This is a genomic window from Pseudoalteromonas sp. NCIMB 1079 (genome assembly GCF_040567695.1).
In the GTDB taxonomy this organism is placed as follows: domain Bacteria; phylum Pseudomonadota; class Gammaproteobacteria; order Enterobacterales; family Alteromonadaceae; genus Pseudoalteromonas; species Pseudoalteromonas distincta.
Map to the genome: position 1 here is coordinate 241,679 of NZ_JBEWZA010000001.1, position 26,584 is coordinate 268,262.

Consider the following 26,584-nt stretch of genomic DNA (forward strand, 5'->3'; position numbering starts at 1 on the left):
ATACTGGCGCAAATTTTTTCAGATTAGTTGTTATGGCTCTTAAATCCACCATTATGAAAGTGCAGTTATCGCTTAGCGATATGGACCGCCACGTTTATCAAGATTTTAATTTAACCTTGGCTCAACACCCATCAGAAACCGACCAAAGGTTGATGATTCGCTTACTCGCTTTTGCGCTAAATAGCTGTGATGGTTTAGAATTTACTAAAGGGTTAAGTGCTGATGATGAGCCTGAACTTTGGCATGTAAGCTATAGTGAAGAAATAGAACTATGGGTTGAACTTGGCTTACCAGATGAGAAACGCCTTAAAAAAGCCTGTAATAAATCTAAAAAAGTGGTGCTGTATACTTATGGTGAAAACAATCAAGCAATTTGGTGGCAAAAACATCAACCTAAATTGTATGAATTTAAAAATCTAAGTATTTTTAGCCTTGATTACGCAGCAACACAAGCACTTGCTGCTTTGGTTGATCGTGGAATTAAGCTCGCCATTACCATTCAAGATGGTGAAGTATGGGTAAATACCGATAAAACCAATATTGAAATAAAACCGCTAAAGTTAATGTAATTACGGTAGTTATACCAATTGCATTAAATTAGTTATGTATTATAGCGACAAATAAATAAGTCGATAACAAGGCGAAAATTATGATATATAGCTGTTTTATATAAATAATTTTTAACGCAGGTAGCGGATTATTTAATACGCTAGGATGATCATGTTTTTAATAAAATTGGTATTAGGGAGCATATGAAAGTTAAACACGTTATTGTTTTACATGGCTTGTATATGTCTGGCTTTGTTATGCGCCCACTTTGTTCACGACTTGAAGAGTCGGGTATGACGGTATTAAACATTACCTACAATACGCTCGACCCTCACCGCGATACCATATTTGCACAAATTGATGAGTGTATTTCTAACGAACCTGCAGCGCTTGTATGCCACTCAATGGGAGGGCTTATTGCACGTGCTTACCTAGAGGCAAACTCTCCTGCTAGCCAGAATATTACGAAGGTAATTACACTGGGTACTCCACATAAAGGCAGCCATATAGCGCAAAAAATGAAGCAAAAAGGGTTTGAATCATTTTTAAAAAATAGTGTTGAGTTTTTGCTTACTAAAAATGGTAATTGGCCTTTTAAAGCTAAGCTTTATAGTATCGCAGGCGATTTACCTATTGGGCTTATGCCTTTAATAGTCAAAGGTAGCCAGTCAGATGGCACCGTATTACTAGATGAAACCAAACTTAAAGGTATGGCCGAACACAAAGTGTTTCATTTAAGCCATACCAGTATGATTTACTCGCGCCAAGTACTCGATTACATTTTAAAGTGCTTAAACGAGAAAGATTAATCCTCAGCATTGGCTGCTATTTTATAACTAATTAAAAATACCACTGCCAATATAAGTGGAATCGGCGCCGCAATGTAGCCAAAAAAATCTGAGTTCGCAAAGCTTGCACCCGCTAAGTGCGCTACTAACCCAAGCACAAATGCGATGACTGCAATTCCTACCACAATTAACTCTGCTTTATTTTGTTTTGCTGTTTTTTCATGCATGTTATCTCTCCTAATTATTTCGACAATATTATTATGCGCCGTTAGGATGGATGATTTTTGACCTACATCAATAAAAAAATACCTAAGCTATTACCTTGAATAAAATTTGTTTTAGATCATGATTTATATACTTTTGAGTTTTATTTATTTTTGAGGGGTAGTATTTTTATTAATCAGTCCCATTTCTATTAATAGTCTAAAGTGAATACAGGTATCAAAAACAGCTAATAGGTTAAAACTATTAACTAGATACATTTAAACGAATTTACTAATTTATCGAAATTAGTAATACTTATCACAAGTTCACAAATCAACGGTTATTCAAGGAGCAAGTTATGTCACAGGTAAACGCAATAGGTCTAAACAGTGCTAAAAGTGATGACATTGTAAAATCACTCAATACGCTATTAAGCAGCTACCAAATTCAGTACATGAATGCGCGTGGTTTTCACTGGAATATTAAAGGCCGTAACTTTTTTGAACTACATGTTAAGTTTGAAGAAATTTATAACTTATTACTTCTAAAAGTAGATGAAGTTGCAGAACGTATTTTAACGTTAGATGGCGCACCTCTACATGCATTTTCTGATTACCTTGAAGTAAGTAAAATTAAAGAAGCTAAAGGTATTAGTGATGGCGTTACAGCCGTAGAGAACCTACTTGCTGGTTACAGTACATTAATTCACATGCAGCGTGAAATTTTAACTCAAGCTGGTGATGCAGACGATGAAGGTACAGCCTCACTAATGAGTGATTACATCTCAGAGCAAGAAAAGCTGGTTTGGATGTTAAAAGCTTACTTAGACTAAAGTTAAGCAAAAAAAACCCTCAATGAAGAGGGCACAAATAGGGATAAATCGTTAAATAATCAAGCGACTCGGTTACTATATTAGCCTCCTCCCCATACTAAACAACGCCCCTGTTACCAGTGGCGTTGTTTTGGGTTTAAGTGGGCACAATACTTATATATTGGGATAAACGATGTATAAAAAATTACTGCCGCATTATTTTTTCCAATAAAAAAGCCCCAGCAATACTGAGGCTTTGTGAACGTAACTAATTAAGTAACTATAGTTAGTATCGTTATTGTTGGTTAGAATTTACTTCTAAAACCAATGTAGGATGATTGCCCAATTGGGTCATACGTACCTGCATCCGTTTCAGTACCCGTGCTTGAACCACTTACACCCGATAAAATGCGTGGTGGCTCTTTATCAAATAAGTTACTCGCACCAGCGTAAAGCTCTGTTGAATCGCTGATATGGTAACTTGCTTGAACATCATGATATGTTACGGAACCAATCCCTACTCCACCTGGAGCAATACCAAAACCACTTAAGAATTGATCATCAAAGTCTGCAGCGCCAATGTAAGTTAAGCTCCAGTTAAAATCAAAGTCGTTAAGTTTATAACCAAAGTTCCAGTTAGCTTTATGCTCTGATGCACCAATTTCTCCAGCAAACTCATCTTTATCAGCGCCCGGAAGTGGAATGCTATAACCATCGATTAGGTAAGTATAAGCAAGGCGAGTTCTAAACGCACCTGGGCCAATATCAGTAGAGTACGTTAGTGTTAAATCAACACCTTCTGTACCTAAACCACCACTATTAGATACACCACTGTCAATAAACTCTAGTGAACCAGCACTATTATTACCTGATGGCGCACTACGACGAGTTACAAAGTCACAAAAGCTTGTATCGCCACCACCATAACATTGGTCAAGAATAAACTGACGAGGTGTTGATACGATTGCATCTGTAATTTCGATATCAAAGTAATCAAGCGTAATGTCTAGGCCTGATATTAGATTTTCTGGTGTAAATACTAAACCTACTGTTACAGAGTCACCAACTTCTTCTTTTAAATCTTGATTGCCACGGTTAAAACCACTAATACCTTGTAAGTCAGACTGGTTAAGCGTGAACTCGCCATTTGAGGCGATATTAGTTGTAACACCAACATCTGTACGACAAGCATCACCTGCGGCACCACCGCCACTATTAGTAACCCCTAAACATGGATCGTTTAAACCACTTGGGAAAGTTTGTGAAGGTGGAGAGAATAACTCATCAATATTTGGAGCACGCGTTGAACGTGCACGGGTAGCACGTAAACGTAAGCTATCCATTACTTCCCAGTCTACACCCACGTTCCAACTTTCAGTATTGCCTACTGTTGAGTAGTCAGACAAACGAACTGCTGCATTCATTGTTACAGAATCAAGCACAGGGATATTTGCTTCTACATAATACTCAGTTACGTCAAACGAGCCTTCTGTTGCTGGAATAGCATTACCCGCATTAAGGCCAGCTTGCTGTAGAGCATCAAATTCACTGCGTGAGAACTCTTCGCGGTATTCAAAACCAGCAGCGATACCTACAACACCCGCTGGTAGTTCAAATAAATCACCTGAAATATTACCACCAATAATCTCTTGCTCAACCGACGTTGAAAGTGAGCTAGGTGCACTTACAAAATCAATAGCACCTTGCGATAGCGAATTGAAACCGTAAATGTCTACCGGCGCACAGTTAAAGCCACGTGCTGTCGCATCGATACAAATAGCCTCATCAGTAATACCATCGCCATCTAAATCTTGGCTATCGATAACAGCTTCTAAACCTTGACGAAAGCTTTGTACGTTAACTAAACCACCAGAAACTTGCTGCTCTTTTGTTTTACCGTATACATAGTAAGTATCGTAGAACCAACCATCTGCTATTTCACCTTGAAAACCAAGCGCTAAACGGAATGTGTCACGCTCAGCTCGTGTTCCACGGTTACCGATATCACTTAAGCGCTTTGCAAAAAAGATATCACGCATACCATCACCGTCGGTGTCGGTTGCTGCGTTATATATATCATCAGGTACAAATGCGTTACGCAATATTTCACCGTTTACATTAAATTCAATTGGTACTTGGCCATTTGCATAGATGTCGTCAGAGGCAAAAGGAAATGGCTCTAATTCAGAAACGGTTGTTGTTGCAGCGTAAGTACCTTCATAAAAAAAGCTATGCTTGTCGCTTAGCTCGTAGCTACCATTTGAGGCAAATAAGTAACGTTCTGTAGGTATCGCTATCGTACGTACGCCACTTCGGTTAAAACCATTTTCAGCTACGCCATCGCCACCGTTAGTACTAAACGAGTTTTGTAGGGTGTTTGCATCATTAAACGTAAATGTTTCATCCCCAGCGCTAAAGCGACCCTGTGGCGGAAATGAAGATAAAAATGGGCTTACAGCATCAAATACAGAGCCCGGGTTTGCTACTGGATCATCTTCAAAGAAGATACCTGAAAATTGGTCTACTGCCGAGCGGTCACGGTCACGTGAAAAAACAGCACCTTGATCAGAATACCCAAGATGGAACATCGCGTGCCCTTTACCATCTGAGCTTGATAAGCCTGAGGTAAAGTTAAATTGGCGTGATTCATCATCGCCTTCGCTTGATTCACCATATTGGCCTTCGAATTCAATACCTTCAAAATCATCTTTTAGTACAAAGTTAACTACACCAGCAACAGCGTCAGAACCATAAACAGATGAAGCACCACCTGTCATAATTTCAACACGTTCGATGAATTGACTCGGAATAGTATTTAAATCGACAGCAGAGCTACCTGGTACACCTGATACATAACGACGACCATTCACTAAAACCAATGTGCGGTTAGAGCCTAAATTACGTAAATCAACAGTAGCAACACCCGCACTTGCGGTATTAAAGTTTGAGTTAGTACGGCTAATAGCTGGTGTACCAAATGCAGGGTTCTCTAATAATAAGTCTTGAATATTTAACGACCCTGATGCATCAATAGCAGCACTATCTACAACTTGAATAGGAGCCGATGACATTGCCTCAGCTGAACGAATACGAGAACCTGTAACTTGTACGCGTTCTATTTTAGTTATTTCGTCATCTTCTGCAGCCACACCTTGAAATGAAAAGCTTGCAAGTATCGCGCTGCTTAGCGCAACTGTTAACGACGATTTTTTAAATAATCGCGCGCTACCTTTGTTAGTTAATGTCATATAATTCCCCTGAATTGTTATTTTTGTAACTAAATGGTTACTTCGCGGATTACAGTAAGGGGATTTATTTAAACACTCTACGGGCATTATTTATGAGGCGTAGTCTTTGGTACGAATAGCAGCTTTTATGGGATGAATTAGTACGTCACAATTATTTTATAAATATATTGTACTTTTCATAACAGTTTTTCCGCTAAGCACGGTCTTTATTATTATATACAGCAAGAGATATAAAATAATGATCGCTTCTTTTCATGCATTAACTTTTGTTAGTAACACTAAGTTTGCAACATTTTTAACAAAGCGCGTGCAAGATCACCGGCACTTTGAATCTCAATCTTTTCTTCAAACAAATAGATTAGATCAAATAGACACAGATCAATACAATGTACTGTTTTACGAACTAACCAACCTAGCTGACCCGATGCAAATAGTGCATTTAACAGAGCTTGCTAAAAAGCTGAAGTTAGTCATTATTGCTCAATCGGGACATTTTGCGAGTTTTGCCTTTGAAGTTGGCGCTGTAGATTTTTTAATATTAGATTCAACTGCATCACGTATTGATAAATGCTTTGATAAGCTGATTCACCTTTGCCCGATTGCAAGTGCGGCCGAACGCCAATACCAGCAAAGCACACAAGCTGCAAAGCCATCATCACACATTGTGGTTAAAGATGTAGGTAAGGTAAGGCTAATTGATATAAATGATATTATTTGGATTAATGGCGCGGGCAACTATGTAGAGCTGCATTTTACCCAAGGTAATACGCCGGTACTACATCGCGAAACCATGAAAAATATTGAACAACAACTAGAACCTGAAGGATTTGTTCGCATTCATCGCTCTACGCTGGTAAGAAAACAAGCTATTTGCGAACTGATGCCTACTGACAGTTGCGATTATAGAGTAAGACTGAAAAACGATATGTGTTTAATCCTTTCACGGCGCTATAAAGGGTGTTTAGAGAGTATTATAAGCCCTCTTCAATAGCGGTTTATAATACTCATATTAATTACCAGTTCTGTTTTATATAACTGTCATTTGGGTGCACTAATAAATAGCTTTCGGTATCTTTATAAAAATTAACTTCTACATCGCTATTTTTCCATACTTTTTCAAACATATTTTTAGCTATGATATTAATGTTTATATAGTCAACTCGTTGATAGCCACGTTCTTTTACACCGGCAAAATAGGCCTCTAATGAATCGAGGCCATCCAAAGTTAACAGCTCAAACTCTTTTAAATTAACAACCACAAACTTAATCGTATTTTCAGGGTGAGTGCTCAACTCCTGAACAACTCCATTAGTTAACAGCGTAATGCCTTCATTATTAAAGCTCCCTTTCAATTCTAAATACATCTGAGGGGGCTGTGAACAAATTTGAAATTCACCATGTGCACCAAACATAAATCGCCTTACATATATCAACTTCTATATATAGGATAATACAATTTTCCGATTTTGCAGTTAATTTAATAAAGCAATAAAAAAGGCCATTTCGAGTGCTTTTTCCTCTAAACTTTTAAAGCGACCTGATGCACCACCGTGCCCTGCATCCATATCGGTTTTAAATACTAAAATATTACTATCAGTCTTAAGTTCACGCATTTTTGCAACCCACTTCATAGGCTCCCAATACTGCACTTGTGAGTCATGAAGACCGGTAGTAACGAGTATGTTCGGATAGTTTTGGGCGCGAATATTGTCATACGGCGAGTAAGCTTCAATTACATCATAAAACTGAGGCTCATTTGGATTACCCCATTCATCGTATTCATTTGTTGTGAGCGGAATACTTTCATCAAGCATCGTGGTTAATACGTCTAAAAATGGTACATGACAGCCAACACCGCAATATAACTCTGGTGCTTGGTTTACAACCGCCCCCATTAATAAACCACCAGCACTGCCGCCTGAGGCAAACACCTTGCTGCTATCACAATAGCCTTGTGCAACAAGCGCTTTTGTCACATCAGTAAAGTCACTAAAGCTATTTTGTTTATGCTCTTTTTTACCTTGTTCGTACCACTGACGACCTAGCATTTCAGAGCCTCGAACATGTGCTATTACATAAACAAAACCACGATCGAGCAAGCTCAGCGATGAACTTGAAAAACTTGGATCAATCGTATAGCCATACGCACCATAACCGTATTGAAATAACGGATTTGAGCCATCTTTTTTAAAGCTGTCTTTTCGATAAACAACTGATACGGGTACTTTAACTCCGTCGCGAGCAGTTACCATTAATCGCTCAGACTGATAGTCATCGGCATTAAAACTACCGAGTACTTTTTGCTGTTTAAGTAGTGTTTTTTCGCCAGTTGCTAAATCAACATCATATAAAGAACCTGGTGTTGTTAAACTTGAGTAATAAATACGCGCAGTGCTTGTGTCTGGCTCTGGGTTCATTGCTATTGCAGCATAATAACAAGGATCGGCAAACTCAAGTGCCATACGATCCCCTTGCCTATTAACAACTACAAATCGAGCTTGCCCTTGCTCGCGTTCACTCAATACTAAAAAGTCATTAAATAACTCTACACCTTCAAGCAGTACATTCTCTCTGTGAGCTGTATGCTCAACCCATTGTGTTTTATCAGCAATTGTTTCGTTTGTTGCCGTCATTAATCTAAAGTTTTTAGCTTGCCAGTTAGTCACAATATAAAATGTGTCACCTAGCTTATCTACGTCAAACTCGTGGCCATCTTCACGCGGCATTAATGCTTTAAATTCGCCAGTGGGCTTATTAGCATCAAGCACCCATGTATCATTGGTCTCTGTCGATGCTAAATCAATAATAATTAAGCTTTCATCGCGGCTTTTACCAAGTCCCATAAAAAAGCTGCTGTCTTGCTCTTCGTAGACCATTACGTCTTGGCTTTGCTCGCAGCCAAGCTCATGCCTAAATACTTGGTATCCTAATAGCGTTTTTAAATCTTTTTTTACATAAAAAACAGTTTTATTGTCGTTAGCCCAAACAACTTGTCCTTCTGTATTTTCAAGTACATCAGGTAGCATTTCACCGGTCGCTAAGCTTTTAAAGCGAACATTATAAATACGACGACCTTCAGTATCTTCAGAGTAAGCCATAAGCTGCTCGCATGGACTTAGTGCGACTTCGCCCAGCTCAAAAAACTCAAATCCTTCAGCTAAGACATTCACATCGAGTAAAAGCTCTTTATTATCGGCCTTTATACTCGTACTTCTATAGTGACGCGAGTATTCATCATCACCACGAACTTCTGAGTGATACCAGTATTTCCCATCTTTAACGGGTACCGAATTATCATCTTTTACAATGCGTGCTTTTAACTCTTCAAAAAGTGTATTTTCTAGTGGCTTCATAGCAGCTAACTGTTCATCGCAGTACGCATTTTCAGCATGTAAATGCGCAAGTACTTGCTCATCCTGGCGATCGTCATCACGCATCCAATAGTAATTATCGGTACGTATCTTATTATGAGTACTTAATGTATGGGCTTGCTGTTTAGCAATCGGGAAATTAGGTAATAAACTTAAAGAGTAGACAGGACGAGACACAACAAAACCAATTAAAAAAATAATGTGATTTGCAGTTTATCATAAAAATAAAAAAGCCCACCCAATAGTTGGATGGGCTAAAACGGTAAACGCTTCATTACTAAAACCGCTATACCTTTGGGAAGATAATTTAAGCTTTATATTTGCTGCCATGCCATAGCCCAGCTTTGCCCTACACCAGGTTCGAACATAGACTTATTATCGTCATTCGTGCGGCAAAACTCATTAAATGGCCAAGGCCTGCATTGATATACATGCCCAGTTTTTGGCTGCAATACCTTTGTACCCGCATTATAGTTTTCACAATTTTCAGGGTACACGTAATCATAAGTATCAAGGTTCTTAACAACACGCTCATCGCATTTTGCAATACAATGAAAGTCGATGTGTGCTTTACATATACCACTGCTTTGCAAAGCAAAAATTTCATTATTTCTATAGGCTACAATTAAACCCTGTTCGGTCATTTTACCTGCGCTAACCAGAGGAACATGCACATTAATATGCTCGGCAACTAAACGTGGCCATGCGTGAGGCTCACCTTGCTCAAGCGAGGTGATCTTGTAATCAAATGATAAACTAACCAGCTCTCCTTGCATGTCGTAAAAGATTACACTCACCACATCACCAATAAATAATTGGGTATGATGATTTAAGCAACCTATTGTTGACCACTTTCCACAGGCCAACGACGTATGCATAAACACGGCAACACCTTAAGAGTTACAAAATCTTATCCATACACTATGGATACACAAAAAATACACTGAGGGCAAGTGATACATAACAACACGTTATGCAGTAGTCCCGCTACCATAGCTTTTAAAAAGCCTTAGACCGGAAACTTTGCGTCCTAACCTTTCGGCTAGTTTGCCAGCAATGCGGCGATTATAATTCGACCCCGCATAACAATCAAACAAAAGAATGTAACCAAAAACAAAAACCAACCCTTTAAGGTTGGTTTAATGTATTTTTAACTAAACAAATAAGTTAAAGGCTCTTTCGCCCACGTAAATACCAGCAACACCAATAAAGATATAAATATTAACCACGCAGGCCAAGACGCTTTAGTTACTTTAGCCTCAGAGTCATCCGCTTTTAACTCTTTTGAGCCTGTGATCATCGCCTTAACTAGCGGTTTGCCTTTTATTCTATAAACAATAATAGCTAATACATGCAAGCCAATAGCATAGAGTAAAATGTCAAAATTCAGCTCATGTAGCCAATTGGCAAAATCAATCGTATCGCTAGACACATATTGAGCAAGCGGGCCATCAGTTAAAATGCCATCGCTACTCATTAGGCCACTTACAAGTTGCGTTATGATTAATATAAAAAACACTATCACCATACAGCTACCGGGTGCTGAATGGCCTAACGATTCGCTTGGTGTTTTTAGCGCCTTTAAAATAGCACTAGGAGAGTGCAGTAACCCACTTAATCTCGCGGTTTTACTACCAATAACACCCCAAATTAAACGTGTTACTATAAGTGCTAAAGTAAAAAAGCCAGCAACAAAATGAAGCTCAATCATGCCCTCTTCAATACTAAAATAAAGCACTGCAATACTTACAACCAAAAACCAATGAAAGCATCTAATAAACCCATCCCACACTTTTAACGTCGTCATTGTGCCTATCCTTAAAAAAACAGTATTATTTAATTTGTTAACTACTTTAACATCATAATATTAAGGTATCCTTATGAGCCATTCTACAAGCCGTGAGAGTAAATATCATGCAACCAGTTAAAAAAGCTATTTTAAAAGGCTTTTTAGATATGCTACCACTGTGTTTAGCCGTTGTTCCTTGGGGTATTTTATGCGGCTCTTTAGCGATTCAAAATGGTTTTAGCGCCTTTGAAACCCAAGCAATGTCGTTATTAGTATTTGCAGGCTCTGCACAGCTTGTTGCGATTGAACTTATGGCGGGCAACACACCATTGCTCACAATTTTATTCACAACATTTATTATTAGCTCTCGGCACTTTTTATACGGTTTAGCTGTGCGTCATAAGGTCATTGATCAACCTATGCGTTGGCGCTTACCGGTGAGCTTTGTTTTAACCGACGAGCTGTTTGCGTTTTCTCATCATCGAAAAGCATATAGAACAAAAACACGCTTAATATACGCATTGAGCGCTGGTTTTAGCTTTTATATTGCATGGAATATTTGGACGTTAATTGGCATTGTAGCGGGCACAATGCTGCCCGACTTAACTAATTTAGGGCTCGACTTTGGGATTGCTGCCACGTTTATCGCGTTGGTTATTCCGGGAATCAAAAATTTGGCCTCACTCGTTACGGTAATTGTAGCAGGCGTCAGCGCAACGCTTTTAAAAAGTACCGAATTTGAGTTATGGCTTGTTTGCTCAGCGCTGCTGGCAATGGCCGCAGGTTATAGCACAGCAAGGCTAACCGCTAAAAAGGAAGCAACGCTATGATGACAACTATTTTACTCATGGCGTGCATTACATTTTTTACGCGTTATTTATTTTTACACCGCGCTTTACCGTTTAAAGTAGGTCCTAAAATGCAGCAATTTTTAAGCTTTAGCGCACCTGCGGTGCTTACAGCAATTTGGGTGCCTATCGTGTTTTTGAATGAAGATGGCATTAACTTAAACTGGCAAAACCCTTATTTAAGCGCAGCGATAGTCGCCATCATTGTTGCCTATAAAACACATAATATTTATTACACAACGCTTGCCGGTATGGGGCTATTTCTGATTTTAAATTAGAGCGCTCTTTATACTTTATGAAATACTGTACTCAGGTTAAAATACCAATAACAATAATAAAAAAGACGCCAATATGCACAAATTCCATCAATTAAGCGCAACAAGCTTGCAGGGTCAACCTATTAACTTTAGTGATTTTGAAGGTAAGGTTGTGCTTATTGTTAATACCGCAAGTAAATGTGGATTTACCTACCAATACGAGTCGCTTCAAGCTTTGCATAATAAATATGCCAGCCAAGGTTTAGTTATTTTAGGATTTCCGTGTAATCAATTTGGTCAGCAAGAACCCGGCGACGCTACACAAATAGAGCAAGGATGTTTAATTAATTTTGGTGTGAGTTTTTTAATGGCGGCCAAAGTAGATGTAAACGGTAAGCATGCTCACCCAGTCTTTCGTTATTTAAAATCGGCTTTACCTGGTTTTTTAACACGTAAAATAAAGTGGAATTTTACTAAATTTTTAATTGCCGCAGATGGCACGCCAATTAAACGTTATGCACCTTTTACTAAACCCGAAAAGCTAGAACTTACAATTCAAAAAGCTTTGGCACAGGCTAAAAGCACGCTTTAAAAAGTAATAAAGAGGCGCAGGGCCTCTTTATTGCCAATACTACTGAAACTTAAACATACGCATAACTGCACATTTAAACTCTCAATATTAATTGGTATTTTATTTATACTAGTGAAATTTAATCGGTGTAATCGCTTAAATCGTCTTCGCCTAGATTTTTACGCAAGCGTTTTTGCTCAAGGTAGTCTTCCAACTTCTTTTTAACCTTTTGCTTGTTCTTATCGTGTTGATTACGGCCGAGCATTTCGTACTCGTCTTCAACAAAATCGTCATCTAGCGCATCGTAACTAAATGTCTTACCCACAACCCACTCCATAAAGTGTTTGAGACCAACCAAGGATTTTATTATCGCAATAGTCGGTAAAATTAAAATGTTTAACGTCAAAATGCTGTGCAAATTAACATCAAAATAAAGCCACGTGACTACTGTAAATAGTCTTCATGTCAGTAATGTGAATAAATAGCGCTAAATTTGAATTGAGGAAAGTGAGAGTTTTTTATCGTATCGATAAATAAAATTTATTAATTTTTATTAGTTAGCCAATTTGACTAAAAAATAGTTATTTATTAATTAATTTCATTTACTAAAAAACAAACAAAAACAGTTAACCATATGTTTTATATTAAAAAATAAAACTGGCACCAAACTTGTTATTAGTTAATCGTCATCAACAGAAAGTAGAGAACAAACATGAAAAAATTACTATTAGTTAGCGCATTAATTTGTACGCCAGCCGCTATGGCTCATAACGATAACGATTCTGCAATTTCATTTAGTAATGATGAATGTAACGTCGAATTTAAAAATGATGTGCGCATTAAGCCAAACGAATTGGAAATTTTTACCGTCAACAATAAAACCATGCAGTTTAATACCCATGGTGACTTAACTGTAAATGGCGAATTTGTAGCACTTAATAACTCACAACGCGAAGCGCTAACCAAGTACTCTGATAGTTTACGCACACAATTACCTGAAGTAGCTAATATAGCGCTAGAAGGCGTTAAAATTGCCGGTGTGGCATTAGAAGAAGTAGGCAATGCATTTAATATTGACGGCCTTGATAATATGTCAGAGCTTATGGATGACATTAAAATCGAAGTAGAAAACACATTTTACCAACAAGGTACATTTGTAATGGGCCAACAAAGTTTTAATCAATTTGGCGAAAACTTTGAACAACAATTTGAGCAGCAGATAGAAACAGCGGTTGAATCAGCAGTGATGCAATCAATGGGCAGTATTTTAGTAGCTTTAGGTTCTGAGTTACTTGGTTCAGGCGGTGATATGGATGCCTTTGAACAACGTATGGAAAATATGGGTGCACAAATAGAAGAAAAAGTAGAGCTACATGCAAGCGCACTTGAAGAACGTGCTAACTCTTTATGTGGAAGCTTTGCTGATATAGCAAAACAAGAAGAGCAATTAATAATGCAAGTGCCTGAGCTTGAAGGTTACCAGTTATTTAGTTTTAAACAGAATTAGTACAGCAAACGTTATTTAACATCCCTTTGGCAGCATTTAAGTTTACTTAAATGCTGCTTTTTTATGTTTCGCAAACTTATACCAACCTGCATAAATCTTTGATCAGTTTAACGAATTAAATTGCACTATAACTTCGTTAAATTTTTTATTTAGAACAACTAGATACAAAAACTTTTGCCTAGCTCTAGCGTAATTTTCTTAACGTTAAATAGACCCCATATATAAGCAGATTGGTATTACTTTTTAGCTAATAAAGTAAGCTTACCCAATGTAACTATTGCTTGCTCAATTTGCGCGCTCCATTGCACACCATAACTTAACCTTACGCAGCTTTTATATTTATTAGAGGCCGAAAAAACAAGCCCAGGGGTAATACTAATACCAACCTCAAGCGCAAGTAAAAACAATGTTTGGCTATCGTATTCGCCTCCTAAATCTAGCCACATAACGCAGCCTCCTTTTGGATCGCTTATACGTGTGTTTTTTGGCATAGCTTGTTGTAAGCACCATCGCATACGCTCTTTGTTATCGCGCAGGCGTTGCCTAAGTACTTTTAAATTTCGGTCGTACTCGCCGCTGGCAATAAATTCAGATAACGTCCATTGGTTTATTAACGAAGCAGAGCAACTTAGTGCTCTTTTATATCGCCTTGCTTGCGTTGCAAATTTACCCGCAACTAACCAACCTACACGATAGCTCGGCGCTGCGGTTTTAGAAAAAGATGAGCAACTAATCACTAATCCTTTTTTAGAGTACGCTAAAGCTGGTGTGCCTCGTTTTGCCGTAAAATATAAATCGCCGTATACGTCATCTTCAATAAGCACTACGTCATGACTTTCAAGTAGCTCCACCAGCTGCTGTCTGTTTTTATCTGGCATAAAGCTGCCTACAGGGTTGCTAATTGCAGTCGAGAATAAACATGCTTTTATGTCATGCTCATTCAAAGCGCGTTCCAAATCGCTCAACCAGATGCCATTATCTGGGCACAGTGGTATTTCGAGCGCTTTAAGCCCTAAGCTCTCTATTAGCTCGATAATCCCGTGATAACAAGGCGTCTCAATGGCAACTACATCGCCTGGCTTTGTCACACATTTAAGCGCAATAGCCATGGCTTCCTGTGCACCATTGGTGATCACAAGCTCGTCCATATTTATACCAATGCCAAAATCTAGATAGCGATGCACTAGTTGCTTTTTCAGCGGCACAAATCCATCTGTTGGCCCATAGTTAATGGCTTTACTGCCGGCAATTGTCATTACTCGGCGCATATTTCTGGCCAGTGCTTTATCGGTAGGTGCAGCGGCTATAGGATTAGCGATACCAAAAGGGACTACGTTAGCTTGATGAATGGCGCTGTATACCTGCTCTATTAAGGCTTGTTTATTTACCACAACAGGCTCGCGACTCAATTTAACTCGCTTAGGTAAGTTATGCGCCATGCTAACGACTTTTAAAAAATACCCTGATTTTTCACGTGCCTCTACTAACCCCTGATCTTCAAGTGTTTGATAAGCTTGCTTCACTGTCGGAATACTAATGTTTAAGTTATCTGCCATTTTACGCAGTGATGGAAGTTTTTCGCCAGGGAGTAAAACCTGCTGGGCGCTCATATCTCTGATCAACTGAATAACTTGCTGATATAGAAACTCATGCCCCTGGCTATTTTTTTGTCTTATCATCACACACCAAATCTGTATAGGTTACATTTTTACTTTTCTGTATATGGTAAGTATACAGATAGGTCTTAAAATAGCCATTCAATCGGGCTTTGGAGAGTAACCATGAAAAGTGCAGCGCTATACATTACAACCGTTTTAATTTGGGGTTCTACTTGGTTAGCCATCGAATTTCAGCTAGGTGATATTGCGGTAGAGCTATCGTTATTTTATCGCTTTGCTATTGCAGCACTTTTAATGTGGTTGTATGTAGCGTACAAAAAACCCGACATGCGTTTCTCATTAGTCGATCATGGCTTTTTTGCTTTATTAGCTCTGTTTAACTTTGGTTTAAATTACTTAATGCTTTACTGGGCACAAAATTACCTAACCTCAGCCATGAGCTCCATTGCCTTTTCGATGCTGCTGGTTATGAACATAGTTAACACTCGACTATTTTTTGGTAAACCAATCTCAAAGCGAATTTATACAGGAGCTGTTCTTGCTGTATTAGGTATTACGTCCCTGTTTTGGCCGCAGTTACAGCAGTTCGACTTAAGTAATGGTGCATTGGTCGGGTTACTACTTGCTCTTAGCGGTACCTTTGTGGCTTCATTAGGAAATATGGTAAGCGTTCGAAATTCTCGTAAGCAAATTGGCGTATTGCAGGGCAATGCATGGGGCATGTTATATAGCGCCGTAGGCTTAGCGCTATATGTATTAATGAATGACGTGCAATTTAGTGTAAACGCGCCACCGAGTTACTGGTTATCATTACTCTACTTATCAATATTTGGCACCGTAATCGCTTTTGGTTGCTACTTTGCACTACTAAAAAATATTGGCCCTGAAAAAGCCAGCTACGTTATTGTTTTATTTCCATTAGTGGCAGTAACGCTAAGTAGTTTTTTTGAAGGGTTTGAATGGCACGCAAATACCTTTGCAGGGTTTAGCTTAGTACTATTAGGTAACGCCATTGTGCTTACCCCAACAAAACGAATTAACGCCTTTTTAGCTAATAGAGCAATAGCTAAAAGTGGCTCCGTCCCCAGTTAGACGCGTTATTAACGCAACTAACGCAAAAGCGCCTACTTTACTGTAGGCGCTTTTTTATTGGCATATGAAAAAGTAAGGCCTGTCCATGCACACTAACAACTGCAGGAGTTTTACCTATCAGCTCACCATCTGCTTCAATCAATAGCCCTTCAGTATTTATGGAAGCTGTATTTAAGCGACTATAGGTAAGGTTTTTTATATACTCATGACGCTTAAAAAATAACTTAATAAAGCTTATTACATTATAAAAAAGCCCACCCGATCGCATTTGATAACACTCAAGCTGACCATCAATTAAATCTGCTTTTGGCGCTATTTTTAGCCCGCCACCAAAGTACTTATGATTAGCAAATACAGTAATTAAATTTTGATACTGCCTAGGGCGTGTTGACCTTTGGTGGTTGAATTTGCAGCAGTATGTTTGGTTTTTAGGCCAGGCAGAGCCTATGCAGTGTGGTTATTCCCCATAAATAGGCGATAACGCAGCATAAATGCCAAACATGTGCTGCCCTTTGGGTTCTTTCTAGGGACGATTAACTCTTTGTTGCTCGGTTTTTACTTAGCCCACTAGGTTACAAACATCGCGCCGCAATTTAATCGCCCCTAGATTGAACAAATTTCAATCCACAAAGATCAACACGCCCTTACATCGTCATTAAACGTACCTTGTAACTGCTGAGCTTGATAATAAAATAGCTCTTTGATACTCGTCCAACTGTAATCAAAAGATGAAAAATTAGCTTTCTCGTTAATTGTTTTAATCACATGAGCATCAAATCCTACCCTGCAATATTAATAAAATAGCGGCTATTAATTTTTCCTATATCAATTGCTGTCGGTGTATTAAATAATGCCTTTCGCCAATCATCTTCTTTGCAATTAAACCCTCTGGAGAAATCGTTACCTGTACCGCAAGGTAATAATGCTAACGAACAGCTGCTGCCTATTAGCGCATTAACCGCCAAGTTCAATGTCCCATCGCCACCTAGTGCAACTACTTTGGGAAATTTACTCAGTAACAACCTTATTTGAGCGCAGTCACCGTCAAAGCTTCCCGTTGTAGTAAATATACAATAAGAAAAGCTGCGTTTTTTACAGATATTTTTAAGCCATGCCAATGATTTTTGGCTCTGTTTTTTGATACTTGGTTTAATAATTATAAGTAGTGACAAGCTTTTGTTTCCAGCAATGTATTTTAGAGTGAGATAACAAACGTTTAATTAAATTTTTTTAATCTGAATAAATAATCAAAAAACATTGTATAAAATGCATAAAAATAAATTAAAAAACCAAAAACCCCAACATCAAAGGGGTTAAAACCAACCGTCATATAAATAGCTATGCAAAAACAGTAATGCAACTTACTGAATCGCATATTAATAAAATCAATTCAGATTAGTTTAACTAATCCCTCAGGCTCAATTTTTATCGTTGTATTTTTAACCAAGCAACGTGCAAAATGCACGCGATTTCAACAGATACAACCGGAGCAAAATAATGAAACCAATTAATACATTAAATCAAACAGCAGCAGCGCAAGTAGCCGTTAAACCAACTAACCGTAAAGCAAGAATGTTAGCTAAACTTAACACGATTGGTAAAAGACTAGCACTTAGCGGTGCAGCTCAATATAAATAATCACCCAACCATGATTATTTTTCGGTGCAGCGAACACTCAACCACTAAATGAAGTCACTTATTTAGCTCCCATTGTTTGCTGCAACCTATTTATTTTATTAAAAATTGCCTTAATTTCCCCTTATTTACAAAAAAAACCTCATTTACGTATGTTTTTTAGGCAAACAGTCATTTTGCTATTTACACAGCGGTATCACCTAAGTATTATTCTGCGTCACGGAGAGATGGCAGAGTGGTCGAATGCACCGGTCTTGAAAACCGGCATGGGTTTATAGCCCATCTAGGGTTCAAATCCCTATCTCTCCACCATATTTTAATTGGTGGCTTTTTTACTCCATCAATACAACCGGTTATGCGTTGGAGAGGTGTCCGAGTGGCCGAAGGAGCTCCCCTGCTAAGGGAGTATAGAGTTTGTAGCTCTATCGAGGGTTCGAATCCCTCCCTCTCCACCATACTTAATTTAAACCACTTAATTGTGGTTTTTTTGTGCCCAAAATTTAACACCGATACTAAATTGGGAGGGTGAGAACCCTCGACAGGGTTCGACAAAATGTCTGGAACATTTTAGGCCGCTGCAAGCGTCGCGTAGCGATTGATTACATGGATGTAAGCAAGTCTATCCCTCCCTCTGGACCATACTTAATTTAAACCGCTTGATTGTGGTTTTTTGTGCCAAAAATTTATAAAAACTAAACAAATTGTGCCTAGTAATAACTTAGGGCATTATTAACACAACTTTAGCCACTTATAGATTTAACTATGATCCGGTTCATATTGCTATCATTTTGCGCGGCAGCACCATTTTTTACCTTGGCACAAAGTACAACAGTGTATAAGTGTGTAATTAAGGGCGTTCCTACTTTTAGCCAAACGCCTTGCGCTAAAGATGCACAAGTTATTACTCTAAAAGATATAAATGTAATTGAAGCATATAAAAGCTCTACGCCCGGTAAAGGTATCACCGATACCTCTGTTGATGACTACTTAGAAGTTCAGCAAATAGAGCGTGAAATAAAGCGCCTTGAGCTATCTATTGAACAAAGCCAAAAAGAATACGCAGCTAAAAAACAACAAATAGATTATATGACCCAAGATAAGGCCAATCGTTTAGGCGCTTCGTCTATTGCTGATGCTATCGCAACTAAAACAAATTCATTAAAACAAGCCTACGACGCATCAATTAGTCAAACGCAGCAAAAAATAGAGTCATTAAAGCAAAGAAAGCAGCAGCTTAGCCAAAACCCTTAAGCGCTCGTTTTACTATAGAAATAAATTGCGCAACGTCTTCTTGAGTATTATAAATATGTGGCGATACTCGTATTCCAAATTTGCGAGCATCTACACTAACTTTCGCTTTATTAAGCTCTGTAAGTACATGGTCTTGTTGCTTGTTAAAAAACAAAATAGCAGTCCCGCTGCATTTATCACCAATCATAGGTGATGCAACATATTCGCTTAGTTGCTCATGAATAAGAGTAAGCATCGCTAAGTTATGCACCCTTACCTTGTGAGCTGTTAGCTCTGCAAAGTAGGCAATACTATTTGCGGCAATAATATAAGGCGCTACAGAAGGGGTGCCCCCCCAAAACTTAAGCGCACTGGCGTTATATTCAAAGTGGTTAATATCGAACTCAAATGGATTTTGATGCGAAAACCAACCCACATCTTTAGGCTCACAATACTCTATTTGATTTTTGTTAACCCATAAATAAGCTGCACCTGGGCCACCACATAACCATTTAACGCTCGAGCCAATCATAAAGTCCGCATCGAGCACGCTTAAATCAAGCGGTATAACACCCGCTGACTGAGCAACATCAACTATTGATAAACTATTGGTTAATTTACTTATAGCTACAATATCGTACACAGGCGCCTGTACACCTGTATTTGAATACACATGGCTTATAAAAACTAAATCGATATCACAAGTTATATAACGCTGCCAAACACTAATATCTGTTAGGTTTTCGTGCTCAGGTATAAATATGATTTGCGCGCACTTTGGCAACGCTTTTTGCATTACAAAACCCATACTCGGAAAATCACTTTGCGCCATAAGCACTTTACAATTTTTTTGCTGTAGCCGTGGATGCGACATAAGCAATTTTGTTAAGCCACTTGATAAATTAACCTGAGGACAAAACTGCGAACTAGGCGCATTAAATAACTTACCAAGCGCGGTAGTAAATTGCTCAACTGCGGGCAGCCATTGTTGCCAAGGTTCTTTATTTGAGCTCTCCCACGGTAAAAAGTAGTGCTGTGCTAAATATTGCTGCGTATTTTTAAGAGGACGCCCTACCGAGTGGTTTAGTAAATAACAGCCATCAGCCATACAAAAATCATTTTTAAGCATGCTATTTAACCCATTCTTTAAGTGTATTTAGATCGTCAAAACGTGTTTTTATATCGTCGCGTTTTGCGCTAGCTCGCCTATCTCTTAATTTTTCGAGCGAATCAAGTAACACATTAAGCGGCGGACCACTTGCTGTTACCTTGCTCATATGCTGCTGTTGCATATTTTTTGAAGGCTGAGCAATAAACTTTTCAACCAGTTGATTATGATGACCGACTGCGGTGTCGCCATGTAATTTACACACTTGAATAAATAACGTTGCGTGGCTTTTAAACCAATCTGTATTTTTATATGGCTCTGCTTGTAAAAAGTCATCCATAAAGCTTTGCATACGCATGGCTTCTCGCAGGATTTGTTGATCCTCTGGCATCATATATAAAAACTTATCCACCAGCATTTGCGAGTAACTAGGCTCGTTTGCACTACACAGCCCTAACAGCATATCAATCACGTTAATACCTGCAAAGTCACCAGCATTTGCCCCTCTGTAAACCTCTTTACCTACACGGTACGGTTTATAATAAGGGCGAACGCAGTTAAAAAAGCGATCTGTATCGAGCTCAGAATAAAGTGCATTGTTTGACTCAATTACATCTATAAGCGCTTGTTTAGCTACTTTTAATAACTCACCACACAAGGGATGTGAAATACCTAACGGCAATATTTTTAATAAAGCATCACTTGCCCGTTTGTAGGCCAAAATACCTTGGGTGTTGTAATCAAGAAACAGCTTTTCATCAGGTAAATTAGTAAATCGTTTATAAATACCGTTAAGTGCTTTGTTATGAGTAGTTAAGTGGGCGGTAGCAAAACGAGGGGTTACGCCAATGGATGCGCCTATATGCATAGCAAGCGCTGAGGCTTCAATTAGCGGTGAAGTAGTTTCTCTGCTTGGCTCAGTAATTTCATGGCGCCTACACGCTGCCATAAATAATCCTACGTTACCGAGTAAGTCAAAAGCGCTATCAAAGCCTTGATCTGTGTTTCCCTCGGCTAATAAATTACTAATTAATGCGTTGCCTTCTTTTTCTAATTGTTGCTTTAAGGCCTCACCTATTCCTTCTACATTTGCTTTATCGGTTTGCTGCCAATAAAGCTGCTCTAATTCACTATTTAAAGTGACAAACTCTGTTCGTATCCAGTGATCGAAAATAGCGGTATGTGTGTTCATTGATGTGCTCTATTATTTTTATAGTTAAATGCTAACAGAGTTCAATGAGGGTAAAACGCCAAAAAAATTAGTAAAAACTGCAATACTTAGCAATAATCACTACAAATATAAAAATAATCAATAAAAGCCGACAACTATGTTAGATAAAAAAGACCAGCAATTACTCATTGCACTGCAAAGCCAAGCTCGTATGTCGGTTTCAGATTTAGCTGGCAGTATTAACCTATCGGATACACCTTGTTTAAGGCGTATAAAAAAGTTAGAGCAAGAAAACATTATTACCGGCTACCACGCCGCCATAAATCCCAAAGCACTTAATCTTAATGTATTGGTATATGCGTTTGTACGATTAAGCCAAAACTCGGTCAGTGCTGCAGAGCAATTTGAGCAACATGTAGAAAAATTACCACATGTATTAGAGTGTTGTGTAATATCAGGAAGCTATGATTATTTATTAAAAATCATTGCACATGATCTTGAGAGCTACGAAACGTTTGTGAAACATCAACTAGGTGGCTTAAGCTGTATCGCAAATATAGAATCAACAGTTGTGCTTAAACAATCATTTAGCAAAAAACAGTTACCTTTATAAAAATAACCAAAATAACTTACTGTTAGCTATACTGATATTTCAAAACGACAATAATAATTGCTTGGACCTTATGTGAAAAATTTTAACTCTAAAAATCATTCCATTATTTTTTACATCATGTTTGCTTTAGCATATTTTTTAGTCGGCATAGCACTCACTAAACTTGCTTTTAACTCGCAAATTATACCAATTTGGTTACCTGCAGGCATAGCTCTAGTCGGTTGTTATATTTGGTGGTGGCGCTTTATCCCGCCTTTATTTGTAGCTGCAATTGCCTTTAACCTTAATATTTTTGACAGTTCTGCTCATGAGCTAGTCCTGGTCGGTAACTCATTTAACGAGGCTATGTATATCGCCTTTGGTGTTGTTATACAGGCAATGGTCGGCGCAGCTCTTTTAAAGTATTGGCTTGGGCACCCGCTGCGCTTTAAAAAGCGCAAGAATATAATTTACTTTATCCTTGTCATAGCAATATTGGTCAGCTTAATTTCGGCTAACTTTGGCGTATTTGCCTTAAGCCAATTCAACTCGGTTTACAGTGTTGATAATCATTGGAAGAATGTTACTTACTGGTGGCTTGGTGATACATTAGGAGTATTAATTGCGACTCCGCTTTTACTTTCTTTATTACCACAAAAGTCTAATCAACATAATATATCGGCGTTTCCGACAATTGCAGTATGCTCTATTTTATTTTTATCAGTCGCGGTAACAACGCAGTTATACGATCAAGAAAATCGTATAAACACTATTAAAATTGCTGAACGTGAAGTCCATGTTATAGAAAACAGCCTTTATAGATATACAAATCGTAGTATTATTGCAGTGCAGAGCCTAGCAAGTCAGGTACAGTCATCTCCCATGCTAAGCCAGCAAGATTTTTATTCTTATGCTAGCCAGTTACTAACTCAGCACGCATTTATTAACGCCTTATCGTGGAACGCAAAAATACCTCAAGATCAACGCGACGTCTTTGCCCAAGAAATATCAAACATTTATCATTTAGATATTGATGTAGTTGGCGAACCTCTTGAAACTAGCGATCCCCTTGTTATAGTAAAATACATAGCTCCTTTTAATGGTAATCAAAAAGCTATTGGCTTTAATGTATTTTCAAACCCTGATCGAAAAAGCTCTCTGCTTAACCCCGCTATAAAGTACATGCCAGTAGGAACTAAAATAATTCAATTGGTGCAAACCAAACAACCTAAACCAGCCTATTTATTATTTGCCCCTGTGTACTCCCAGCATAGTGATGAAAAAACAATTAAAAGCTATGCCACTGGTGTATTTTTAGTGCGTAGTATTATTGAGCAGGCCATTTCTAAAGAACAGTCTGATATGTTTTCGATTGGTATATACGAAGATACAAACACTCCGCCGTTTTATAGTAATTACTCTCAAAATGTTCAGCAAGCTAAAGGCAGCCGCTTAATGTCGTTTGATGTGGACTTTGCAGGGCAAAAATGGATTGTAAAACTAGCCCTTAAAGAAAGCTTTTTAACACAACATAATAGTCAACTAACTTTATTATTACTCATACTTCAAGTTGCCGTATGTTCTTTAATTTTAATGGTTTTACTGCTGTTTAATCAGCAACAAATCGCACTTACACGTCAAGTTGCAGAGCGTACTCACTCACTCGCACAAGCAAAGAAGCAGTCCGATTTAGCTAATCAGGCTAAAAGCCAATTTTTAGCGAATATGAGCCACGAAATACGAACACCATTAAACGCCGTTATTGGTTTTTCTTCACTTGCTAGAGAAACAGACAATGCAAATACACTCATTGGCTATTTAGATAAAATAAACTCAGCATCTAAAAGCTTATTAAACTTAATTAATGACATTCTTGATATATCAAAAATAGAATCCCAAAAGTTAGTTATTGAATCTATTGCATTCGACTTAGGTGCTTTAATAACACGTATAAACAACATGTTTGAGCAAAGCGCAGTTAACAAAGGTATTAAATGGCAAGTTAATTCAAAGCTACCTGTTGATACCTGGTTTATTGGTGATCCTATGCGAATTGAGCAAATATTACTTAATTTATGTAGCAACGCGATTAAATTTACAAGCCAAGGCAGCGTTACTTTAAACATAGAAACAGAGTTTACTGCCGCCAATAAAGTACAGCTAGTTATAACCGTTAGTGATACCGGCATAGGTATAAAACCAAGCCAACATAAAAAATTATTTAACGCATTTACCCAAGCGGATAGTTCTACCTCAAGGCAGTTTGGTGGTACAGGCCTTGGCTTAACCATAGCGAAAGAGTTAAGCCAATTAATGGGGGCTGATATAACACTTAAAAGTGAAATAAATAAAGGCTCTACTTTTACATTTTCAATGCGATTAGAAACAACAGAACCTAAAAAAGAACATGTTATTACATTTGATAATACTAATATTACTTCGCTAGATATTTTGGTCGCAGAGGATAACCCAGTAAATCAAATGGTTATTAAAGCGATGCTTGGCTCGTTAGGAATTGTGCCGTATATAGTAGAAAATGGCGAACTGGCCGTTGATATAGTTAAAAAGCAGCATTTTGACTTAGTGCTTATGGATTGCCAAATGCCTGTAATGGATGGCTATAGAGCAACGGCACTGATCCGCCAGTTTAAAACTGAACAAGAGCTCCCGATTATTGCTTTAACTGCCGACGTTATGCCAGAGGATAAAGCACATGCACAAGCCGTTGGATTTAACCAGCACCTTGCAAAACCGCTTGAACTCATTAAGCTAACCGAGTGTCTTGTCCAATATGCAGAAGTTAATGAACAATAGTGGTTTAATTTTAAGAATAGTTTTAAGAGTCGCTTTTGGTTTTGTTTTAAGTGTTTTTTCGCATATTGCTGTCGCTCAAAACTGTATATCGCAGGCGAGCGACTTTAAATTTATAACAAAAAGTAAGCAACAAGGCTTATTACGCTTTGAAAAAGAGCACAACCACCAGCGCTTTAATTACCACGCACTTTTACCATTTAACGATTACTTAGATTTTGCATATAAACATATAAATAAAACCAATCCACGTGCAGATATGCCATGCCCTGTTATTACACAAACGTACCAGCAATTAGTAACACAAGGTACGCGAAAACCTGACCCTACTATTGCAGATATTATTGCCCCTTTTGAGCTTACGCATCCAAACAGCAATAAAGTTGCACTACTAATTCACGGGCTAACTGACTCACCATTTACGTATCACGATTTAGCACAAGTGTATTATCAACAAGGCTATACTGTGCGTACTATTTTATTACCAGGACATGGAAGCGCCGCAAGTGCATTACTCAATGTAGAGGTTAGCCAATGGCAACAGGCAATACAATACTGTATTAAACGCTCGGTGCAAGACTTTGATGAGGTGATACTCGCAGGTTACTCTACCGGCGCAGCGTTACTTATTGATTACGCAACCAAGCACACTATTTCGCCCAAAATTAAAGCGCTTATGCTTTATTCGCCAGGCTCCGAGGCACATAATAAGTACGGCTGGATAGCAAAGTGGATTGATGCCATACCCTTTGTTAATTGGATAGATAAAGACGCCGATGTAGACTTTGCTAAGTATGAATCATTTCCTTTAAATGCAGCTGCCGCTTCGTACGATGCAATGTCACTTGCAAGAGTAAGTAGCTTAAACAAACGCCCTGCACTTAAATTACCTATTTTTAGTGTACTTAGCGATATTGATACCACGATAGATACGCGTGCCACGCTAAAATTATTAAGTGCGTTACACAAAGATAATTCAGTAGAATATAAGCCGCTCGATACTTTAGTACTTTATGGAAGCACTGATATTTTACCGCCAGACTTTGCTAGTGACTACACAGTAAATAATCCGCAATGCACAACGCCTCAGTGTAAAAAAGTTCATGGTATGTCGCATATTGCTATTGTTAACTCACCGCAAAATCCACATTATGGAATTAACGCAACCTATCGTAATTGTGGCAGCTTTATTAACGACGAGTCCCTGTACAAGACATGTAAAACAACAAAAAATCCACAACTAGGAGAGCGAACAAGCGCCAACTTAAAACACTATCCGGCTTTACAACGCTTAACTTATAATCCTCATTTTACCGAGCTTAAAAAGCAAATTAGTACGTTTATTAAAAACGTAGAACAGCTTAGAACAACTACAAGGTAAGT

The 26,584-nt window shown here is 38.3% G+C and carries 27 protein-coding genes, 2 tRNA genes and 1 riboswitch; of the genes, 16 read left to right on the forward strand and 13 right to left on the reverse strand.

The genetic code is table 11. The features are described from left to right. Positions 1-32 precede the first annotated feature (32 nt). A complete protein-coding gene (locus tag ABX891_RS01090; protein WP_165744885.1) occupies positions 33-569 on the forward strand; it encodes a YaeQ family protein in 537 nt (178 codons plus the stop codon). A gap of 183 nt (positions 570-752) precedes the next feature. Beyond that, a complete protein-coding gene (locus tag ABX891_RS01095; RefSeq protein ID WP_004334986.1) occupies positions 753-1,358 on the forward strand; it encodes an alpha/beta fold hydrolase in 606 nt (201 codons plus the stop codon). Here the strand turns inward: ABX891_RS01095 and ABX891_RS01100 are convergent. Then, positions 1,355-1,564, reverse strand: coding sequence for a hypothetical protein (locus ABX891_RS01100; protein WP_354628757.1), 210 nt, complete (start codon positions 1,562-1,564; stop codon positions 1,355-1,357). The two genes, ABX891_RS01095 and ABX891_RS01100, sit on opposite strands and share 4 nt — an antisense overlap. A 335-nt stretch (positions 1,565-1,899) precedes the next feature. Here ABX891_RS01100 and ABX891_RS01105 point away from each other — a divergent pair, with 335 nt between their 5' ends. Further along, complete coding sequence (locus ABX891_RS01105) at positions 1,900-2,373, forward strand: Dps family protein (protein ID WP_165744884.1); 474 nt, start codon at positions 1,900-1,902, stop codon at positions 2,371-2,373. A gap of 284 nt (positions 2,374-2,657) precedes the next feature. On the opposite strand, the gene ABX891_RS01110 is transcribed toward ABX891_RS01105, so the two are convergent. Beyond that, entirely contained in the window at positions 2,658-5,600 is a 2,943-nt protein-coding gene (locus ABX891_RS01110; RefSeq protein WP_354628758.1) for a TonB-dependent receptor domain-containing protein, read from the reverse strand. Positions 5,601-5,838: 238 nt separating this feature from the next. Here ABX891_RS01110 and ABX891_RS01115 point away from each other — a divergent pair, with 238 nt between their 5' ends. Next, positions 5,839-6,591, forward strand: coding sequence for a LytR/AlgR family response regulator transcription factor (locus ABX891_RS01115; RefSeq protein ID WP_309167911.1), 753 nt, complete (start codon positions 5,839-5,841; stop codon positions 6,589-6,591). A 22-nt stretch (positions 6,592-6,613) separates the two neighbouring features. Here ABX891_RS01115 and ABX891_RS01120 read toward each other — a convergent pair whose 3' ends face one another. The 4 genes from ABX891_RS01120 to ABX891_RS01135 form a co-directional block, all read right to left on the reverse strand. Further along, a complete protein-coding gene (locus tag ABX891_RS01120) occupies positions 6,614-7,012 on the reverse strand; it encodes a hypothetical protein (RefSeq protein ID WP_024597142.1) in 399 nt (132 codons plus the stop codon). A gap of 60 nt (positions 7,013-7,072) precedes the next feature. Continuing rightward, positions 7,073-9,148: a S9 family peptidase gene (locus tag ABX891_RS01125; RefSeq protein WP_354628759.1), complete on the reverse strand. Its 2,076-nt coding sequence runs from the start codon at positions 9,146-9,148 to the stop codon at positions 7,073-7,075. Between the two features lie 137 nt (positions 9,149-9,285). After that, entirely contained in the window at positions 9,286-9,849 is a 564-nt protein-coding gene (locus ABX891_RS01130) for a hypothetical protein (RefSeq protein ID WP_024604716.1), read from the reverse strand. A 96-nt stretch (positions 9,850-9,945) separates the two neighbouring features. Next, positions 9,946-10,033: riboswitch (cyclic di-GMP riboswitch) on the reverse strand. 88 nt (positions 10,034-10,121) lie between these two features. After that, entirely contained in the window at positions 10,122-10,778 is a 657-nt protein-coding gene (locus ABX891_RS01135) for a cytochrome b/b6 domain-containing protein (protein ID WP_033038622.1), read from the reverse strand. Between the two features lie 107 nt (positions 10,779-10,885). On the opposite strand from ABX891_RS01135, the gene ABX891_RS01140 reads away from it, so the two are divergent. The 3 genes from ABX891_RS01140 (at position 10,886) to ABX891_RS01150 (ending at position 12,457) form a co-directional block, all read left to right on the forward strand. Then, entirely contained in the window at positions 10,886-11,590 is a 705-nt protein-coding gene (locus ABX891_RS01140; protein ID WP_309167909.1) for an AzlC family ABC transporter permease, read from the forward strand. Further along, positions 11,587-11,886, forward strand: a complete 300-nt coding sequence (locus ABX891_RS01145; protein WP_004335020.1) for an AzlD domain-containing protein — start codon at positions 11,587-11,589, stop codon at positions 11,884-11,886. The genes ABX891_RS01140 and ABX891_RS01145 overlap by 4 nt, the downstream gene beginning before the upstream one ends. A 73-nt stretch (positions 11,887-11,959) precedes the next feature. Then, on the forward strand, positions 11,960-12,457 hold the full coding sequence (locus ABX891_RS01150; protein ID WP_033030969.1) for a glutathione peroxidase: 498 nt from the start codon (positions 11,960-11,962) through the stop codon (positions 12,455-12,457). A 118-nt stretch (positions 12,458-12,575) separates the two neighbouring features. On the opposite strand, the gene ABX891_RS01155 is transcribed toward ABX891_RS01150, so the two are convergent. Further along, positions 12,576-12,761, reverse strand: coding sequence for a PA3496 family putative envelope integrity protein (locus tag ABX891_RS01155; RefSeq protein WP_007579801.1), 186 nt, complete (start codon positions 12,759-12,761; stop codon positions 12,576-12,578). 387 nt (positions 12,762-13,148) lie between these two features. On the opposite strand from ABX891_RS01155, the gene ABX891_RS01160 reads away from it, so the two are divergent. Beyond that, positions 13,149-13,943, forward strand: a complete 795-nt coding sequence (locus ABX891_RS01160; protein WP_309167908.1) for a YggN family protein — start codon at positions 13,149-13,151, stop codon at positions 13,941-13,943. Positions 13,944-14,179: 236 nt separating this feature from the next. Here the strand turns inward: ABX891_RS01160 and ABX891_RS01165 are convergent, their stop codons facing one another. Further along, the gene (locus ABX891_RS01165; protein ID WP_354628760.1) at positions 14,180-15,622 is read right to left on the reverse strand and encodes an aminotransferase-like domain-containing protein; all 1,443 of its coding nucleotides are present in this window, start codon (positions 15,620-15,622) and stop codon (positions 14,180-14,182) included. 102 nt (positions 15,623-15,724) lie between these two features. Between ABX891_RS01165 and ABX891_RS01170 the strand changes: the two genes are divergently transcribed. Next, complete coding sequence (locus ABX891_RS01170; protein WP_309167907.1) at positions 15,725-16,654, forward strand: DMT family transporter; 930 nt, start codon at positions 15,725-15,727, stop codon at positions 16,652-16,654. A 37-nt stretch (positions 16,655-16,691) separates the two neighbouring features. Here ABX891_RS01170 and ABX891_RS01175 read toward each other — a convergent pair whose 3' ends face one another. The 3 genes from ABX891_RS01175 to ABX891_RS01185 form a co-directional block, all read right to left on the reverse strand. Further along, a complete protein-coding gene (locus ABX891_RS01175; RefSeq protein WP_354630087.1) occupies positions 16,692-17,102 on the reverse strand; it encodes a diacylglycerol/lipid kinase family protein in 411 nt (136 codons plus the stop codon). A 185-nt stretch (positions 17,103-17,287) separates the two neighbouring features. Beyond that, a complete protein-coding gene (locus tag ABX891_RS01180; protein ID WP_309167906.1) occupies positions 17,288-17,419 on the reverse strand; it encodes a hypothetical protein in 132 nt (43 codons plus the stop codon). Between the two features lie 14 nt (positions 17,420-17,433). Continuing rightward, a complete protein-coding gene (locus tag ABX891_RS01185) occupies positions 17,434-17,826 on the reverse strand; it encodes a diacylglycerol/lipid kinase family protein (RefSeq protein ID WP_309167905.1) in 393 nt (130 codons plus the stop codon). 325 nt (positions 17,827-18,151) lie between these two features. Here ABX891_RS01185 and ABX891_RS01190 point away from each other — a divergent pair, with 325 nt between their 5' ends. The 4 genes from ABX891_RS01190 (at position 18,152) to ABX891_RS01205 (ending at position 19,540) form a co-directional block, all read left to right on the forward strand. Beyond that, positions 18,152-18,292: a hypothetical protein gene (locus tag ABX891_RS01190; protein WP_004335040.1), complete on the forward strand. Its 141-nt coding sequence runs from the start codon at positions 18,152-18,154 to the stop codon at positions 18,290-18,292. A 218-nt stretch (positions 18,293-18,510) separates the two neighbouring features. Further along, a tRNA-Ser gene (locus ABX891_RS01195) sits at positions 18,511-18,601 on the forward strand. A gap of 50 nt (positions 18,602-18,651) precedes the next feature. Next, positions 18,652-18,744, forward strand: a tRNA-Ser gene (locus ABX891_RS01200). Between the two features lie 307 nt (positions 18,745-19,051). Further along, a complete protein-coding gene (locus ABX891_RS01205; protein WP_024597153.1) occupies positions 19,052-19,540 on the forward strand; it encodes an RNA-binding protein in 489 nt (162 codons plus the stop codon). Here the strand turns inward: ABX891_RS01205 and ABX891_RS01210 are convergent. Together ABX891_RS01210 and ABX891_RS01215 are read right to left on the reverse strand one after the other, a co-directional pair. Beyond that, a complete protein-coding gene (locus ABX891_RS01210) occupies positions 19,524-20,648 on the reverse strand; it encodes an aminotransferase class V-fold PLP-dependent enzyme (RefSeq protein WP_309167904.1) in 1,125 nt (374 codons plus the stop codon). The two genes, ABX891_RS01205 and ABX891_RS01210, sit on opposite strands and share 17 nt — an antisense overlap. A 1-nt stretch (position 20,649) precedes the next feature. Beyond that, the gene (locus ABX891_RS01215) at positions 20,650-21,819 is read right to left on the reverse strand and encodes a PrnB family protein (protein ID WP_165744624.1); all 1,170 of its coding nucleotides are present in this window, start codon (positions 21,817-21,819) and stop codon (positions 20,650-20,652) included. A 136-nt stretch (positions 21,820-21,955) separates the two neighbouring features. On the opposite strand from ABX891_RS01215, the gene ABX891_RS01220 reads away from it, so the two are divergent. The 3 genes from ABX891_RS01220 to ABX891_RS01230 all read left to right on the forward strand — a co-directional run bounded on the left by ABX891_RS01220 (position 21,956) and on the right by ABX891_RS01230 (position 26,582). After that, positions 21,956-22,411: an Lrp/AsnC family transcriptional regulator gene (locus ABX891_RS01220; protein ID WP_024604725.1), complete on the forward strand. Its 456-nt coding sequence runs from the start codon at positions 21,956-21,958 to the stop codon at positions 22,409-22,411. Between the two features lie 72 nt (positions 22,412-22,483). Beyond that, positions 22,484-25,204 carry an ATP-binding protein gene (locus tag ABX891_RS01225; RefSeq protein WP_309167903.1) on the forward strand — a complete coding sequence of 907 codons (2,721 nt, stop codon included), beginning with the start codon at positions 22,484-22,486 and terminating at the stop codon, positions 25,202-25,204. Continuing rightward, complete coding sequence (locus ABX891_RS01230; RefSeq protein ID WP_309167902.1) at positions 25,194-26,582, forward strand: alpha/beta hydrolase; 1,389 nt, start codon at positions 25,194-25,196, stop codon at positions 26,580-26,582. The genes ABX891_RS01225 and ABX891_RS01230 overlap by 11 nt, the downstream gene beginning before the upstream one ends. The last annotated feature ends 2 nt before the right edge of the window (positions 26,583-26,584 follow it).